Here is a 16681-nt window from a genome sequence, read left to right as displayed (position 1 = left end):
TATCAATGAGGAGCGACCGATATGTCCATCACCACCGCGGCACGGAACCCCTACGCGGGCACCCTCGCGCTCACCGCCCTCACGCCGATCGTGTGGGGGTCCACCTACGCCGTCACCACCGAGTTCCTGCCGCCGGACCGGCCGCTGTTCACCGCGCTGATGCGCGCGCTGCCCGCCGGGCTCGTGCTGCTCGCGCTCACTCGCACGCTGCCGAAAGGTCTGTGGATCGGCCGCGCCGCGGCGCTCGGTGTGCTCAATATCGGCGCGTTCTTCCCGCTGCTGTTCCTCGCCGCCTACCGGCTGCCCGGCGGCGTCGCGGGCGTCCTCGGCGCGGTCGCGCCGATGTTCGCGCTGCTCTTCGCCGCCGGAGTACTGAACGAAAGGCCTACCGGCCGTAAGGTTCTCGCCGGAGTGATCGGCGTGTTCGGCGTCTCGCTCGTGGTGCTACGGGCCACCGCTCAGCTCGACACCGTCGGCATGTTCGCCGGACTGGCGGGCGCGGGATCGATGGCGCTCGGCACGGTGCTGACGAAGAAGTGGGGGCGACCCGACGGCGTCGGCCCGCTGGCCATGACGGGCTGGCAGCTCACCGCGGGCGGCCTGTTCATCCTCCCGCTCGCCGCGCTGATCGAGGGCGCACCGCCCGCGCTGGATGCCCAAGCCGTCGGCGGCTACCTCTACCTGGGCGTGATCGGCACCGCGCTGGCCTACTGGTTGTGGTTCCGCGGTATCGCGAAGGTGCCCGCCACGTCGGTCGCGTTCCTCGGACTGCTCAGCCCGGTGTCGGCGGCGGTCATCGGCTGGGTCGCCTTGGGGCAGGCGCTGACTCCGTTGCAGGTGCTCGGCATGGTGATCGCGCTGGGCGGCACGTTGCTCGGGCAGACCACCGCGCGGCCGAAGGTCGGCGAAGTCGAGAAGGTCGATGAGGCCGAAGCGGTCGGCGGGGGCGCCGAGCTCGAAAATAGGGAGCGGCCCACGGATGCGGCGCGCATGCTGGTGGGGGCGGGGGCGAAGAACCAGCGCAAAAGCGGGTTGACCTTGACGTAGCGTCAACTTGCAGACTGGGTTCACCGACGAGAAAAGGAAGGAGCGCCCGGTCGTGACCGCGGGCACCCGGACCGGTGAATGGTCCATCCAGGATCTGGCGAAGGCGGCCGGTACCACCAGCCGCACGCTGCGCCACTACGGGCAGCTCGGGCTGTTGCCGCCCAGCCGGATCGGCGCCAACGGGTACCGCTACTACGACCAGGACTCCCTGGTGCGGCTGCAACGCATCCTGCTGCTGCGGGAACTCGGCCTCGGCCTCCCGGTCATCGCCGACGTACTCGCGGGCGAACAGGACACCACCGCCGCACTGCGTACGCACCTGGACCTGCTTCGGCAGGAACAGGATCGGATCCGACGCCAGATCGACTCGGTGCACACCACGCTGCAAAAGACGGAAAGAGGTGAAAAACTCGTGGCAGCAGAGGTTTTCGACGGGTTCGACCACACGCAATACAAGGACGAGGTCATCGAACGCTGGGGCAAGGAAGCCTACGACAGCAGTGACCGCTGGTGGCGTTCGCTCAGCGATCAGCAGAAGCAGGACTTCCAGCAGACCCAGCTGGACATCGCCGCCGACTTCGGTCGCGCGCACGCCGCCGGGCTTCCGGTGGACAGCGACGAGGTCCAAGCCATCACCGCCCGGCACCGCGCCTGGATCGGCGACGGCTGGGGTGGCAAGCCGGTGACGGCCGACGCCTTCATCGGAATCGGCCAGTTGTACGTCGACGACCCGCGATTCGCAGTCAACTACGACGTGCACGCCGCGGGCACCGCCGCGTTCGTGCGCGACGCGATGAAGGTCTACGCGGAGGCCAACCTGCGGTAGGCGTACCTTCGCCTCCGCTCCCGCCGGGCACGAGCTCGCCGACGAACGCTGCCCGGCGGCGTGCACCGACCAGGTGTAAAGCCAGCGCCCGCACGCGGATTCGCGTGCGGGCGCTTTCGCGTGCATGATCATGGGTTCGCTCGAAGCGGGAGGAATGGCGCGTGCACGAGCAGGAAGCCGGTCGGAAGAGTCGACGGCCGGGCGGATCATCGTGATCGGGGTGGCTGCGCTGCTCGCGCTGGCCGGTTTCGTGGCCGCGGGTTTCGGTCCGGGGAGCGGTCAACGGGACGCGCTGATTCGCGGGTTCTTCCAGGTCGCGATCCTGACTCTGGCTTCTCTCGACGCGACGCGGGAGTGGATCGCGGCGGGCCGGGCGCCGCGCTGACCGATCGGCGCGCGCGGGGCAATCCGTGCGCATAATTTATGGGTTCGACCGATCGACTCGGAGGGACGTACACGCATGCTCTACAGCCAGGAGAGTTCGGGCACTCGGCAGGCCGAGCCCGGGACGCTCGCGACCGCGGTCGCGCTGTTCGCCGCGATCGGCGCGGCGGCGAACCTGGTCGGGCTGCTCGTACTCGCCTTCGGCTTCTTCGGCGACCCGGGGCACTACGACAACTCGCTCGCGGTCTCGACCGCACTCGGCGCGCTGCTGCTGGCCTTCGCGCTCGGCTACGGCGCGGTTCTGATCATCCGCGGCGACGAGGACGGGCGCTTCACGGTGCTCGTCGCCGCGGGCGTGTGGACGGTCGTCGGCATCGCGGGACTGATCGCCGCGCTGTTCGGCTACGAATCCGAGTACGGCATCCACTGGGCCGAGCAAGGCGGTGTCGCGGTGGACATCGCCACGTCGACTGCGGGCCTGGTCGGCACCGTGACGGCGATGGTGCACGGCGAGTGGCTGGCGAATCTCACGGGTCTCGCGCTGCCAGTGACCATTTCGGTCCTCGCCGCGCTGTCGGCGCGTCGCTCTGATTGAGCTTGCCCCACGGTCTTTCTGCGGCAGTGGATATACCACCCGCAGCGTCGATTTCGGTGATCGTGACTGCGGGGTCGCGGCGCGTGGTCGTGACGTGAGGCGACAACCGCCCAACGTCGCGGCGGTGTTCGGTGGGCTGAATTGCGGTCGAGCATCCCAGCGTTGGAGCGGTAGAGTTCACGGCTGAGAGGGCGTCGCAAGCCTTCGGGGAGGGGAAGCCCAATGAACTATCCGTACGGCCCACCGGGGTACGGCTTTCCGCCGCCCGCGCCCAGCGGCGGCACCGCGATCACGGCCGGGGTGCTGTCGACGCTCGTCGGCCTGCTCGGCATGGTCGGCGTGGCCATCGGCCTCGTCGAGGCGCTCGATGCGAGCAACGACGTGGAGCCCGCCGCGTTCATCGGCATCGGTGTCGGCGCGCTGGTGGCGCTGCTCTGGCTGCTCGGTGCGCTGCTGCTGTTCATGCGGCAGACGGCGGGGCGCGTCATCGTCATCGGGATGTCCTCGATCGCCCTGCTCGGCGCGCTCGTGCTGGTCGCCCTCGGCGGCATCGCGGGCGGACTGCCACTCGTCCTGTCCGCCACCATCTTCGGCCTCGCCGTCGCCAGCCCCACGGGCCGATGGATCGCCGCCCGCCGCCAACCGGCCTACCCGCCCGCGTATCCGCCCTACGGCCACCCGCCGTACCCGTACTACTGAGCGCGAACCGGATTCGGTCATCGAGCGATTCCCGAGTGGATCGCCGGACGATCGAACGACGCGGGTTCCGGATTACCCAATGACGGCCCGCGGGATACGTAGGCTTTGCGGTGCCGATTCCGTCGGCCGGGAGTCGGTCACCGTCGATCCTCGAGAGGAGCCGCGTCATGCCGCAGTTGAGCTCGTACGAACCAGGGGTACCTTGCTGGGTCGATCTCGCCACGACCGACCTGGAAGCCGCCAAAGCCTTCTACGGAGACTTGTTCGGCTGGCACGCACAAACCTCGCCGGATCCGCAGTACGGCGGCTACACCATGTTCACGCTGGAGGGCGCCGAAGGCCACGAGGTCTCCGCCGCGATGCCGACATCGGCGGAGGCGCAGCCGCCCGCGTGGAACAGCTACGTCAGCGTCACCGACGCCGACGCTACCGCCAAAGCTGTGCAATCCGCGGGTGGGCAGGTCGTCATGGAGCCCACGGACATCCCAGATCAGGGCCGGATGGCTGTCTTCGCCGACCCGCTCGGCGCGATGATCAGTGTCTGGCAGCCGCGCGCGTTCCAAGGCGCGGGGTACGTGAACGAACCGAACACCTACTGCTGGAGTGAACTCAACTGCCGCGATATCTCTGCCGCCAAGTCCTTTTACGGCGAGGTGTTCGGTTGGGAGGGCGAGACAAGCGAGTTCGGCGATACCACCTACACCGAATGGAAGGTCGGTGGCCGGTCCATCGCGGGCATGGTCGAGATGAACGAGCAGTGGCCCGCCGAAGTACCGCCGCATTGGATGGTCTATTTCGCGGTGTCCGATTGCGACGCGTCCGCGAACCGAACATCCCAGCTGGGCGGGACGGTCTCGGTTCCCCCGACCGACATCCCGGTCGGACGCTTCGCAGTGCTGGGAGACCCACAGGGCGCGTACTTTTCGATCATCCGCTTGAACGGCTGAGCCACTGAAACAAAACGGCGCGCCACCGTGCACGGTCGACTTCAACCCGACCGCCGATGCGAGGATGGCCGCGTGGTTTCGCAATCACTCGCTACCGGATTGCGGTAGCGAGTGATTCTGCCGACGGAGGAGGAGCCCGCTACTTCCGAAGTGCCCGCATCAGTTGGGCTTCGGTGAGGGGGGACCGGGAGGGGGTGTGCGGCGGGGGCGTCGGCACCGCGCGGCGGCCGACCCCGCCGCTCGCACACCGTCGACCCTCGAGGTGAACGTGGCCGCCCTGTCCGTCCCGATCACGCTGAAGCTGCACTCGCCGATCCTGCTGACCCGCGCGCTGCTCCCCGCGATGCTCGAGCGCGGCGAAGGCACGCTGCTGTTCTCCTCGGGCTCCTCCGAACACCACCTGCTGCCCTACCTGGCCAACTTCGGCGTCGCCCTCGCCGCGCAGCGCACCTACATCCGTCAGCTGCACGCCGAGCTGCGCGGCACTGGCGTCTACGTCGGCCTGCTCAACATCGGCGCGCTGATCGGCGACAGCAAGGCCGAACGTCTCCTCGCGGAAAACCCCGAGCTCGCGCCGCCCGGCGTCGAAATCCCGCGCATGACCAACGCCGAACTGGGCGAACACTACTGGCGCATGTACACCGAGCGCACCCACGACGAACTCGATGTCGGCTTCCCGTCCTGATCTTGCAGTCCTTCGCTACTCCTCGCAGCGGCCGCAACTTCTGCGAGGAGTCCGCGAAGAGACCGCTCAGGCGGCGCACATGGACTGCATGACTCCCTTTGAGGATCGGCGCGCCGTACGTGGCAGGGGAGAAGGCCAGCGTTTGGATGATCGAGAGCGGTGTGGTCACGCTGGAGGCCACGCCGGTGAAGCCGAGGGTCATGTTGCCCGCGGTGAGCAGCAGGCTTGTGACGTCGAAGGTGAGGGTGGCCAGGTCGAACGCGTGATCGACGCGCACCTCGGCGAGCGGCACGGTGTTCAGCGCGCGGCCCTCGTAGACGCTGAAGCCGAGGTTGGTGAGGAAGGTCGGCGGCCCGTAGTCGATGGCGTGCACCAGCGGGCCGAGCTCCTCGGTGCGACGCGGCAGCGCCAGTTCGGCGACCCGGTTCTCGTTCAGGAACGACCGCACGGCGTCGGCGGCGTGCATGACGGGCCGGTCGAGCGGCAGGTCGGCGGTGTCGAGGTAGGTCCTGGTGCGTTCGACGAGCGCGGCGGTGGTGAGCTCGGCCAGCGGGGTGCAGGTGCCGTCGGCGCGCACCAGGGCGGTCCCCGGCCGCCTTCCCCCCTGACCGCGGACCGACTTCCGATACGCTGGGCTCCCGTGACCGTCGCATCGTCCCCCGGTAACTCCGCCAACCCCTCCGCACAGTTCGATCTGATCGTCGTCGGCTCCGGCTTCTTCGGGCTGACCATTGCCGAACGCGCCGCCAATATCCTGGGCAAACGCGTCCTGGTGCTAGATCGCCGCTATCACATCGGCGGCAATGCCTACTCGGAGCCGGAACCGGAAACCGGGATCGAGATCCACAAATACGGTGCGCACCTGTTCCACACCTCGAACAAGAAGGTCTGGGACTACGTCACCCAGTTCACCGAGTTCACCGGCTACCAGCACCGCGTGTTCGCGATGCACAAGGGGCAGGCCTACCAGTTCCCGATGGGCCTCGGCCTGATCTCGCAGTTCTTCGGTCGCTACTTCACCCCCGACGAGGCGCGCGCGCTGATCGCCGAGCAGGCCGCCGAGGTCGAGACCAAGGACGCGCAGAACCTCGAGGAGAAGGCCATCTCGCTGATCGGCCGCCCGCTCTACGAGGCGTTCGTCCGCGACTACACCGCCAAGCAGTGGCAGACCGATCCCAAGGAACTGCCCGCGGGCAACATCACCCGCCTTCCGGTGCGCTACAACTTCGACAACCGCTACTTCAACGACACCTTCGAGGGCCTGCCCACCCAGGGGTACACGAAGTGGCTGGAGAACATGGCCGCCTCCGAGCTCATCGAGGTCCGGCTGGACACCGACTGGTTCGAGGTGCGCGACGAGGTGCGCGCCCAGAGCCCCGACGCCCCCGTGGTCTACACCGGCCCGCTGGACCGCTACTTCGACTACAGCGAGGGCGAACTCGGCTGGCGCACCATCGACTTCGAGACCGAAGTGCTCGAATCCGGTGACTTCCAGGGCACCTCGGTGATGAACTACAACGACGCGGACGTGCCGTACACCCGCATCATCGAGCCGCGCCACTTCCACCCCGAGCGCGAGTACCCCACCGACAAGACGGTGATCATGCGCGAGTACTCCCGCTTCGCGCAGACCGGCGACGAGCCGTACTACCCGATCAACACGCCGGAGGACCGCGCCAAGCTGCTCGCCTACCGCGAGCGCGCCAAGCAGGAGACCGCCTCGGCGAAGGTGCTTTTCGGCGGCCGCCTCGGCACCTACCAGTACCTGGACATGCACATGGCCATCGGCGCCGCGCTGAGCATGTTCGACAATGTGCTGCGACCGCACCTGGAGTCGGGCGCGCCTCTCGTGGATCAGGAGGCGTAGGTGAGCCACACTCGCGAAGCCCTGCTCATCGAAGCCGACCGGGTGCGGGTGTCCCGCACGGACGCGGAAAGTGCAGAATGACCTCTTCACCGATGTTGGAAGACATGACGACCGAGACCCGCGCGAAATCGCTGCTGCAGCGCATCATCCTGCCCCGGCCGGGTGAGCCTCTCGACGTGCGCACCCTCTACCTGGAGGAATCGGCGACCAACGCCAAGCGCGCGCACGCGACCACCCGCACCTCGCTGTCCATCGGCGCGGAGTCCGAGGTCTCCTTCTGTACCTACTTCAACGCGCTGCCCGCCAGCTACTGGCGCCGCTGGAGCGTGCTGACCTCGGTGGTGCTGCGGCTGGAGCTGGCCGGACACGGCCGGGTGGACATGTACCGCTCCAAGGCCGACGGCTCGAGAATCCACGTGCAGGGCAGCGAGTTCGCGGTCGCGTCGGGCGCCGACTCGACGACGGTGGAGTTCGAGACCGACCTGGCGCCGTTCGAGGACGGCGGCTGGATCTGGTTCGACATCACCACCGACACGGCGGTCACGCTGCTCTCCGGCGGCTGGTACGCCCCGGTCGAGGCGCCGGGCGACGGCAGTATCGCGGTCGGCATGCCCACCTTCAACCGGCCCACCGACGCGGTGAAGACCCTCGGCGCCCTCGGCTCCGACCCGCTGGTGCTGGAGAAGATCAAGGCCGTCATCATCCCGGACCAGGGCACCGAGAAGGTCGTCGACGAGCCCGGTTTCGCCGAGGCCGCCGCCGTGCTCGGCGATCGCCTCGCCATCCACGACCAGCCCAACCTCGGCGGCTCCGGCGGCTACAGCCGGGTCATGTACGAGGCGCTGAAGACCACCGACGCCCAGTACATCGTCTACATGGACGACGACATCGAGATCGAGCCCGACTCGATCCTGCGCGCGCTGGCCTTCTCCCGGTTCGCCAAGTCTCCTGTGCTGGTCGGCGGGCAGATGCTCAACCTCCAGGAGCGCTCGCACCTGCACGTCATGGGCGAGGTGGTCGACCGGAGCATCTTCATGTGGACGGCGGCCCCGAACGTCGAGTACGACCACGATTTCTCCAAGTACCCGCTGCGCGACCGCGACAACTCCAAGCTGTTGCACCGGCGCATCGACGTCGACTTCAACGGCTGGTGGACCTGCGTGATCCCGCGCCAGGTCGCCGAGGAGATCGGCCAGCCGCTGCCGCTGTTCCTCAAGTGGGACGATGCCGAGTACGGCCTGCGCGCCCGCGCCGCCGGCTACCCGACCGTCACCCTGCCCGGCGCCGCGGTCTGGCACATGGCGTGGAGCGACAAGGACGACGCCATCGACTGGCAGGCGTACTTCCACCTGCGCAACCGCCTGGTGGTCGCCTCACTGCACATGCCTGGCGACGGGCGCGGCATGATCGTCAACACCGTCAAGGCCACGCTCAAGCACCTGCTCTGCCTGGAGTACTCGACGGTGGCGATCCAGAACCTCGCCATCCGCGACTTCCTCGCGGGCCCGGAGCGGCTGTTCCAGCTGCTGCCGAGCGCGCTCGGCGCGGTGCACGCGCTGCGCAAGCAGTACCCGGACGCGGTGATCCTGCCCTCCTCCACCGACCTCCCGCTGGCCAGCCACATCGGCGTCGGCGCGGTGGGCGAGCCGCCGAACCCGATCGCGAAGGTCGTCCGGCTGGTCAAGGGCGTGGTGCACAGCCTGCGCCCGGCACACACCGAACACCACGAGACCCCGCAGCTGAACGTGCCGACGCTGGACGCGCGCTGGTTCCTGCTCTCGCAGGTCGACGGCGTCACCGTCACCACGGCCGACGGCCGCGGCGTCGTCTACCGCAAGCGCGACCCGCGCCAGGCCTTGGCCCTGTTCAAGGAGGCCATGCGGCTGCGCAAGGAGCTCGCGGCCCGCTTCCCCGAGATGCAGCAGCGCTACCGCGCCGCGCACCCGCGGCTCACCAGCACCGCGGCGTGGGAGAGCGCATTCGGCATCGAGCAGGACGGAACCAAGTAGTGAGTGCGGTCAACCCCAGCCTCCAGGATTCGGCCGGCAGGCCACCGGAGGTCGCGATCATCAATGCCGTGCAGGCGAGCATCGGCACCAACCCAACGGTCGTCTCGGCCGCGCGCGGCATGTCGCACTTCGGCGAGCACGCGCTCGGCTGGGTCGGCATCGCGGCCGCCGGCTGGTTGCTCGACAAGCCGCGGCGGCGGCAGTGGGCCGGGGTCGCGGTGGGCGCGGTCGGCGCGCACGCGGCCTCCATCGTGATCAAGCGCGTGGTCAGGCGCCCGCGCCCGAACGATCCGTCGGTGCAGGTCAACGTCGGGACGCCGAGCAAGCTGAGCTTCCCCTCCTCGCACGCCACCTCCACGACGGCGGCTGCGGTGTTGCTCGGCAGACTCACCGGGCTACCCTTGCCTGCGGTGCTCGTACCACCGATGTTGCTCTCCCGAGTCGTACTCGGGGTGCACTATCCCTCCGACGTGCTCGCCGGATCCGCGCTCGGTGCCGCGTCCGCCGCTGCCTTGCTAGCCGCCGAAAAGAGACTTGATAGTGACCGCACACGAAAAGGCCTTGGTTGACATGAGTGAAGAGCCGACCGGCGCCGATCTGGCCGAGGCCGTTGTCAAGGGTCCGCCGAAGACGCTGGCGGGCGGTCTTATCAAGGCTTGCCGGCCGCGTCAGTGGGTCAAGAACGTCCTCGTGCTCGCCGCCCCGCTCGCCGCGGGCTCGGTGACCGAGATCGACGTGCTCGCCCATGTCGGAGTCGCCTTCGTGGTGTTCTGCATGGCGGCCTCGGGCATCTACCTGGTCAACGACGCGCTGGACGTGGAGGCCGACCGGGCCCACCCGACCAAACGGTTCCGCCCCATCGCGGCGGGCGTCGTCCCGGTGAACCTGGCCTACGGCCTGTCCGCGGTCCTGCTGATCGGCTCGATCGTCGGCTCGTTCCTCGCGGCCTGGCAGCTGGCGGTGGTGATGGCGGTCTACATCGCCATCCAGCTGGCCTACTGCTTCGGGCTCAAGCACCAAGCGGTGCTGGACATCTGCATCGTGTCGAGCGGCTTCCTACTGCGCGCCGTCGCGGGTGGCGTGGCAGCGGACATCCCGCTCTCGCAGTGGTTCCTGCTGGTCATGGCGTTCGGTTCGCTGGTCATGGCAGCGGGCAAGCGCTACGCCGAACTGCAGATCGCGCTCGCCACCGGCGCCAAGATCCGCAAGTCGCTCGAGTACTACACGCCCACCTACCTGCGCTTCATCTGGACGTTGGCGGCCACCGCCGTCGTGGTGTTCTACGGGCTGTGGGCCTTCGAGCAGGATCGAGCAAACGACACCACCTGGTTCGCCATCTCGATGATCCCGTTTACCATCGCAATCCTGCGTTACGCGGTCGACGTCGACGGTGGCGAGGCCGGAGAACCCGAAGAGATCGCGCTGGGGGATCGCGTCCTCCAGTTCCTCGCAATCGCCTGGATCGGAGCGGTAGGTGTCGCTGTCTATCTCACCTGACGAGATGTTGGTAGAGGGAGCGGAGCGAACTGAAGACGAGGCGGAACGCCCTGCCAACGCGCAGGCGAGCTCCGCCTCGTCGTTCGACCGCCTATCCCGAGCCACGTTCGTCGGTGGGATCGCGCTCACCGCGGCGCTCTTCGCGGTCGGCGGCTGGCAGCGGCGCTGGATCGCCGACGACGGCCTGATCGTGCTGCGTACCGTGCGCAACCTGATGGCGGGCTACGGCCCGGTGTTCAACATGGACGAGCGGGTGGAGACCAACACCAGCACGGCGTGGACCTACATCGTCTGGTTCTTCAGCTGGCTGACCCAGGCGCGCCTCGAGTACGTGGTGCTCGGCATCGCGCTGACGCTCTCGGTGGCCGCGATGGTGTTCGCCATGCTCGGCACGGCCCGCCTGTGGGGCGGCACGAAGTCGGCGCTGCTGCTGCCCGCGGGCGTGCTGGTCTACATCGCGGTGCCGCCCGCCCGCGACTACGCCACCTCCGGTCTGGAGAGCGGCCTCGTTATCTGCTGGCTCGGCGCGCTGTGGTGGTTGATGCTGCGCTGGGCGCAGGCCGAGCGGGTGCGGCTCGCCGGGCTGTTCGGCCTGGTGTTCTTCGCCGGACTGGCTCCGCTGATCCGGCCGGAGATGACGCTGGTCGGCGCGCTGGCGCTGCTGATGATCTTCTTCGCGCCGCTGCCCGAGACCCGGTTCCGCCCGATCGTGCTGCGCGCGGGCATCGTCGCCGTGGCGGGCCTGGTGCCGCTGGGCTACCAGATCTGGCGAATGGGCTACTACGGCCTGCCCTACCCGAACACCGCTGTCGCGAAGGACGCGGGCGGGGCGAAGTGGAGCCAGGGCTTCACCTATCTCTGGGACCTGGTAGGCCCGTACTTCCTGTGGATTCCGCTGCTCGTGCTGTTGATCGTCGGCGTCGTCGCGGCGCGCGCGACGGATGCGCCGCCGGCGAGCGGTGCGTCGGCCGCGCCGCAGGGGCGGCTGAGCCGGTTCAGCGCGTGGCTGCGCTCGCCCGCCGCGGTGGTCACCCTGGTGCTGGTCAGCGGGTTCCTGCTGACCGTCTACGCGCTGCGGGTCGGCGGCGACTTCATGCACGGGCGGATGCTGCTTCCGCAGCTGTTCCTGCTGCTGCTTCCGGTCGCGGTGATCCCGTTGCGGCTGCCCGAGGGCGGGCTCAGCGCGGTGAACTGGTCGTTCGCGGTGATCCTGATCGCCTGGCTCGGCACGCTCGGCTGGGCGCTGTTCGCCTCAGGCACCACGGCCATCAAGACAGGCACCAAGATCAGCGCGTCCGGCATCGTCGACGAGCGCGTCTACTACGTGCTCAACACCGGCCACGACCACCCGATCCGGGCCTCGGACTATCTCGACTATCCGCGCATCCGGGCCATGGTGAACAACATCCAGGAGACGCCGAACGGCGGCCTGCTGCTGAACTCGCCGTCCTTCATGTTCTGGTACATCGCGCCGCCGCCGCAGCCCATCCCCGACGGCGGGACCGGGCACACGGTGTACTTCCTGAATCTCGGCATGACCAGCATGAACGTCCCGCTCGACGTGCGCGTCATCGACCAGATGGGCCTGGCCTATCCGCTGGCCGCGCACACCGAGCGCCTGGTGGACGGCCGCATCGGCCACGACAAGAGCCTGTACCCGGACTGGGTCGTCGTGGACGCGGGCATGGTCGACAGGAAGCCGTGGATGCCCTGGTACCTGGACGAGAAGTGGGTCACCCAGGCTCGCACGGCGATGTCCTGCCCGGAGACCCAGGCGCTGCTGGTGTCCTCGCGCGATCCGCTGACGTTCGAGCGCTTCCGGCACAACCTGCGCAACGCGCTGTCGTTCGCCAAGTACCGGATCGATCGGGTGCCGAAATACGAGATCGAGCGCTGTGGGCTGGTCGATCCTTTCCCGCAGCCACCGAACTGAGCTCGCGAGTCACACCGCGCTGGGGAGTCACACCGATCTCTAGAGCCACACTGGGCCCACGGATGACCGTGGGCCCAGTGCTTTCTGGTCAAGTTCTCATCAACGTGGCGTACAACGCTCTATCTCTTTTTGATAACGCCCTGGCATCGATGGCGGGTTAGGCTCATCCGGTACGCCCGCCGGGGTGTCCACTCGTCGTGGACGAAGACCGGCGGTCTCCGTCGAGTCGCGGCCCTCTTCGGTCGCATATACAGGGAAAGGCCGAATACAAGATGCGAGGCGTGATCGGGCGCAACACGCGGGCTGGTCGCCCGCGTGCTCGAAGAGCCGGTGGATGGCTCAAGAAGTCGGTATTGGTCTCGATGGCCATCGTGCTACCGCTCGGGGCGTCGGTGGCAGGTGGGGGCGCCACCGCATCCGCGGCGTTCAACCCGGAAGGATTCGACTTCTGGGTCGACTCCAGCATGGGCCCCATCAAGTCGCGCATCTTCCGCGCGGCCGACGGCAACACCAATCGCGTGGTGTACGCGCTGGACGGTATGCGCGCCCGCGGTGACCTGAACGGCTGGGAGATCGACACCGAGGTCGCCCGCGAGCTCAGCAAGTGGAACATCAACGTGGTCATGCCGGTCGGCGGCCCGTCGAGTTTCTACGCGGACTGGAACGCGCCGAGCACCTTCCTCGGCATCCCGACCGGCTCGGGCCCCACCGGCTCGTCCGCGGGCTCCTCGATGACCGGTTCGTCCGGCTGGAACGAGACCCTCGGCAAGGTCAACACCTACAAGTGGGAGACCTTCCTGACCGAGAACCTGCGCTGGGCCCTGCGCGACCGGCTCGGTTTCAGCCCGAACCGCAACGGTGTGTTCGGTCTGTCGATGGGCGGCAGCGCCGCGTTGACGTTGTCGGCCTACCACCCGGATCAGTTCAGCTTCGCCGGTTCCTACTCCGGCTACCTGAACGTCTCCGCACCCGGCATGCGCGAGGCGCTGCGCGCGGCGATGCTGAGCGCCGGTGGTTACAACATCGACGCGATGGCGCCGCCGTGGGGCCCGCAGTGGCTGCGGATGGACCCGTTCGTGTTCGCGCCGCAGCTCAAGGCCAACAACACCCGCCTGTGGATCGCCGCGGGTAGCGGCCTGCCCGCCGCGGGTGACGTGAACACGCCGCTGGACGTCGTCCAAGGCGTGCCGCTCGAAGCGCTGGCGCTGGTGAACACCAGGGCGTTCCAGGTACGGATGGCGACACTGGGCGCAAGCAATGTGACCTACAGCTTCCCGCCCGTCGGCATCCACAACTGGCGCAACTGGGAGTCCGAGGTCTACCGGATGATTCCGGACCTCTCGGCCAACATCGGCTGATTCGACGTTCGACCCGAAGCCGCCCGGCGCCACCGCGCCGGGCGGTTTTTTTCGTGCGCCGAGCGGGCCGCAAGCGGGGTCGACAACGAATCGGCAGCGGGGAAATCACGAATCCTTGTGGCTTGTATCACTTTCCAGCAACATAGAAGCATCCGTTGTTCGATTGATACACAGAGAGCATGCACAGAGGTCGAAACGTCCGTTTTCAGCGCGGACGGGTGATCTTGGTGCCTGATGAGGGGGCCGGTCGAGTTGCTTGCTGTTTGCCCTCGTCCGGTCGTCGAGGGAAAGGTCTAGTCGAATGCGTAATGTCCGCTGGAAACGCCCCCGTAGAACGTCGTCCGGATCGTGGACGCGGAAGTGGGCACTCGGAATCGCGGTCGCGATGTTGGCGCCCCTGGGGGTTTCCGTAGCGGGCACCGGGGCGACGGCCTCGGCGGCCTTCGATCCGGCGGCCTTCGACTTCTGGGTCGCTTCGGGCATGGGCCCGATCAAGTCCCGCGTCGTGCGCGCCGCGGACGGCAACACCAACCGGGTGGTCTACGTCCTCGACGGTATGCGGGCTCCCGAGAGCCTCAACGGCTGGGAGATCGAGACCGGCGTCCCCGCGCTCCTGGCCAGCTGGAACATCAATGTCGTGATGCCGGTCGGCGGCATGTCCAGCTTCTACGCGGACTGGAACGCGCCGAGCGAATTCCTCGGCATCCCCGCGGGTTCCGGCTCCAGCTCCGGCTCCGGCGCGATGAACGCGCTCGCGGGCGGTCCCGGTAAGAGCTACCGCTACCAGTGGGAAACCTTCCTGACCCAGAACCTGCGCTCGGCGCTGCGCGACCGGCTCGGCTTCAATCCGAACCGCAACGGTGTGTTCGGTCTGTCGATGGGCGGCAGCGCCGCGCTGACCCTGGCGGCTTACCACCCGGATCAGTTCAGCTTCGCCGGTTCTTTCTCCGGGTACCTGAACAACTCCGCCCCCGGCATGCGCGAGGCGATCCGCGTGGCCATGCTCGACGCTGGCGGCTACAACGTGGACTCGATGGCGCCGCCGTGGGGCCCGCAGTGGCTGCGGATGGACCCGTTCGTGTTCGCGCCCAACCTGATTCGCAACGGCACCCGCCTGTGGGTGGCGGCGGCCAGCGGCCTGCCCTCGGCCACCGATTCGCCGAGCTTCAACACCCTCAACGGCATGGGGCTCGAGGCGCTCGCGCTGGTCAACACCCGGGCCTTCCAGGCGCGCATGGCGACGCTCGGCGGCGGCAACGCCGTCTACTCCTTCCCGGCGTACGGCATTCACGCCTGGAACAACTGGGCCGAAGAGGCGAACCGCATGCTTCCCGACCTGTCCGCGAACATCGGCTGAGCGCGACGCAGAGGACCGCTCGGAGCCACCTGGCTCCGGGCGGTCCTTTTGTTTTCCGCGTTGGCTGAGCGGTCGCCAGCGGATGAACGTCTACCGACTCCCGCACCCGTAAGCGTCCCCTGCGGGGGCCGAACGGGCCGATGTCCGGTTTTGGTCACGATCCGATATCGCAGCGCGTCTCGGGGGCCTCTGCTTCGAATACCCGCATATAGAAGAGCAGTACCGCCGAAACCTGCGCTCCTCCGGTTCTCGGCGCCGAGTGGCGATCCTCATGCACGACGGTTGCGGTCAACGGTGACCGCGCGGGCGAAAGGTCTGGTCGATGCGAGTTGACGCGATGAGTGAACGCAGTGAGCGAATCATGTACCGGCGGGCCGCGCGCATGCTGGAGCCGAGCGTCAGCGAGGCGCAGGCATGAGCGGTGCGGTTGCCGGGATACGGACTTCACAACGGTGGTTACGGCGCTCGGTCGCCGGTCTGGCACTCGCCCTCGCGGTGCCGTTCGGCGCGGCCAGCGCGGGGCTGAGCGCCCCGGCCGCGGCGAGTTTCGATCCGGCGGGCTTCGATTTCTGGGTCGACTCCAGCATGGGCCCGATCAAGAACCGGATCTTCCGCGCCGCCGACGGCAACACCCAGCGCGTCGTCTACGCGCTGGACGGGTTGCGCGCCCGCAACGACCTGAGCGGCTGGGAGATCGACACCGACATCTCCCGCGTCCTCACGCAGTGGAACATCAACGTGGTGATGCCGATCGGCGGCCAGTCCAGTTTCTATTCGGACTGGATCGCGCCGAGCAACACCAACGGCCAGGCGATCACTTACGCCTGGGAAACGTTCCTCACCGAGAATCTGCGCTGGGCGCTGCGCGACCGGCTCGGTTTCAACCCGAACGGCAACGGCGTCTTCGGTCTGTCCATGGGCGGCAGCGCCGCGCTCGCCTTGGCCGCCTATCACCCCGACCAATTCCGTTACGCGGGTTCGTATTCCGGATATCTGAACATTTCGGCGCCCGGCATGCGCGAGGCATTGCGGCTGGCGCTCCTCGACGCGGGCGGTTTCAACATCGACGCCATGTGGGGGCCGCCGTGGGATCCGCGCTGGCTGCGCCACGACCCGTTCATGTTCGCACAACTGTTGCGGCAGCACGGAACTCGGCTCTGGATCTCGGCGGGAAGCGGCATGAGCGGCCCGCGTGACGTGATCAATGCTCCGATCGACCTGTATCACCTCAACAACGCCAGGGCGCTGGAGACGCTCGCGCTGGCCAACACCCGCGCTTTCCAGTCCAAGATGGACAGCCTGGGCGGTGCGAACGTGATCTACAACTACCCGGAGATCGGCGTGCACAGCTGGCCTTACTGGAACGATCAGGTGCTCGCGATGTTGCCCGATATGAGCGCGCATATTGGATGACGTAACAAATGCGACGTCGGGGGGCGACCCCCGACGGTCGCCACCGCCGCTCCGGTGCATGCCC

Annotated in this window: 15 protein-coding genes; all 15 read left to right on the top strand. The window is 67.9% G+C overall.

Annotated elements, in window-relative coordinates:
- Window positions 1-21 precede the first annotated feature (21 nt).
- Window positions 22-1047 (top strand): EamA family transporter, encoded by a 1026-nt coding sequence (locus AC3EO7_RS21135; protein WP_435592184.1) that lies wholly within the window; start codon window positions 22-24, stop codon window positions 1045-1047.
- A 52-nt stretch (window positions 1048-1099) separates the two neighbouring features.
- Window positions 1100-1873: a MerR family transcriptional regulator gene (locus AC3EO7_RS21130; protein WP_435592183.1), complete on the top strand. Its 774-nt coding sequence runs from the start codon at window positions 1100-1102 to the stop codon at window positions 1871-1873.
- Between the two features lie 211 nt (window positions 1874-2084).
- Complete coding sequence (locus tag AC3EO7_RS21125) at window positions 2085-2258, top strand: hypothetical protein (RefSeq protein WP_488186282.1); 174 nt, start codon at window positions 2085-2087, stop codon at window positions 2256-2258.
- Between the two features lie 75 nt (window positions 2259-2333).
- Entirely contained in the window at window positions 2334-2852 is a 519-nt protein-coding gene (locus tag AC3EO7_RS21120) for a hypothetical protein (protein WP_431966385.1), read from the top strand.
- Window positions 2853-3074: 222 nt separating this feature from the next.
- Entirely contained in the window at window positions 3075-3551 is a 477-nt protein-coding gene (locus AC3EO7_RS21115) for a hypothetical protein (RefSeq protein ID WP_431966387.1), read from the top strand.
- A gap of 167 nt (window positions 3552-3718) precedes the next feature.
- A complete protein-coding gene (locus AC3EO7_RS21110) occupies window positions 3719-4498 on the top strand; it encodes a VOC family protein (protein WP_431966389.1) in 780 nt (259 codons plus the stop codon).
- A gap of 196 nt (window positions 4499-4694) precedes the next feature.
- Window positions 4695-5183, top strand: coding sequence for an SDR family oxidoreductase (locus AC3EO7_RS21105; protein ID WP_435592181.1), 489 nt, complete (start codon window positions 4695-4697; stop codon window positions 5181-5183).
- Between the two features lie 640 nt (window positions 5184-5823).
- On the top strand, window positions 5824-7050 hold the full coding sequence (gene glf / locus AC3EO7_RS21100; protein WP_435592180.1) for a UDP-galactopyranose mutase: 1227 nt from the start codon (window positions 5824-5826) through the stop codon (window positions 7048-7050).
- Between the two features lie 77 nt (window positions 7051-7127).
- Window positions 7128-9059 (top strand): glycosyltransferase, encoded by a 1932-nt coding sequence (locus AC3EO7_RS21095; protein WP_431966395.1) that lies wholly within the window; start codon window positions 7128-7130, stop codon window positions 9057-9059.
- Window positions 9060-9115: 56 nt separating this feature from the next.
- Complete coding sequence (locus AC3EO7_RS21090; RefSeq protein ID WP_431966777.1) at window positions 9116-9628, top strand: phosphatase PAP2 family protein; 513 nt, start codon at window positions 9116-9118, stop codon at window positions 9626-9628.
- 1 nt (window position 9629) lies between these two features.
- On the top strand, window positions 9630-10556 hold the full coding sequence (locus AC3EO7_RS21085) for a decaprenyl-phosphate phosphoribosyltransferase (protein ID WP_431966397.1): 927 nt from the start codon (window positions 9630-9632) through the stop codon (window positions 10554-10556).
- A 4-nt stretch (window positions 10557-10560) separates the two neighbouring features.
- Window positions 10561-12489, top strand: a complete 1929-nt coding sequence (locus AC3EO7_RS21080; protein ID WP_435592179.1) for an arabinofuranosyltransferase AftB family protein — start codon at window positions 10561-10563, stop codon at window positions 12487-12489.
- A gap of 272 nt (window positions 12490-12761) precedes the next feature.
- Window positions 12762-13847 (top strand): alpha/beta hydrolase, encoded by a 1086-nt coding sequence (locus tag AC3EO7_RS21075; RefSeq protein ID WP_431966401.1) that lies wholly within the window; start codon window positions 12762-12764, stop codon window positions 13845-13847.
- Window positions 13848-14148: 301 nt separating this feature from the next.
- A complete protein-coding gene (locus tag AC3EO7_RS21070; protein ID WP_435592178.1) occupies window positions 14149-15204 on the top strand; it encodes an alpha/beta hydrolase in 1056 nt (351 codons plus the stop codon).
- Window positions 15205-15618: 414 nt separating this feature from the next.
- A complete protein-coding gene (locus tag AC3EO7_RS21065) occupies window positions 15619-16617 on the top strand; it encodes an alpha/beta hydrolase (RefSeq protein ID WP_435592177.1) in 999 nt (332 codons plus the stop codon).
- Window positions 16618-16681 lie beyond the last annotated feature (64 nt).

This window comes from Nocardia sp. bgisy118 (genome assembly GCF_057708605.1).
The sequence above is the reverse complement of the archived record's forward strand: the minus strand, read 5'-3'. Positions and strand labels throughout refer to the sequence as shown.

What these genes read in the sequence shown, in the direction of transcription:
- AC3EO7_RS21135 (WP_435592184.1), top strand. Translation starts at nt 22, where the DNA reads ATGTCCATCACCACCGCGGCACGGAACCCCTACGCGGGCACCCTCGCG.
- AC3EO7_RS21120 (WP_431966385.1), top strand. Translation starts at nt 2,334, where the DNA reads ATGCTCTACAGCCAGGAGAGTTCGGGCACTCGGCAGGCCGAGCCCGGG.
- AC3EO7_RS21115 (WP_431966387.1), top strand. Translation starts at nt 3,075, where the DNA reads ATGAACTATCCGTACGGCCCACCGGGGTACGGCTTTCCGCCGCCCGCG.
- AC3EO7_RS21110 (WP_431966389.1), top strand. Translation starts at nt 3,719, where the DNA reads ATGCCGCAGTTGAGCTCGTACGAACCAGGGGTACCTTGCTGGGTCGAT.
- AC3EO7_RS21095 (WP_431966395.1), top strand. Translation starts at nt 7,128, where the DNA reads ATGACCTCTTCACCGATGTTGGAAGACATGACGACCGAGACCCGCGCG.
- AC3EO7_RS21085 (WP_431966397.1), top strand. Translation starts at nt 9,630, where the DNA reads ATGAGTGAAGAGCCGACCGGCGCCGATCTGGCCGAGGCCGTTGTCAAG.
- AC3EO7_RS21080 (WP_435592179.1), top strand. Translation starts at nt 10,561, where the DNA reads ATGTTGGTAGAGGGAGCGGAGCGAACTGAAGACGAGGCGGAACGCCCT.
- AC3EO7_RS21075 (WP_431966401.1), top strand. Translation starts at nt 12,762, where the DNA reads ATGCGAGGCGTGATCGGGCGCAACACGCGGGCTGGTCGCCCGCGTGCT.
- AC3EO7_RS21070 (WP_435592178.1), top strand. Translation starts at nt 14,149, where the DNA reads ATGCGTAATGTCCGCTGGAAACGCCCCCGTAGAACGTCGTCCGGATCG.
- AC3EO7_RS21065 (WP_435592177.1), top strand. Translation starts at nt 15,619, where the DNA reads ATGAGCGGTGCGGTTGCCGGGATACGGACTTCACAACGGTGGTTACGG.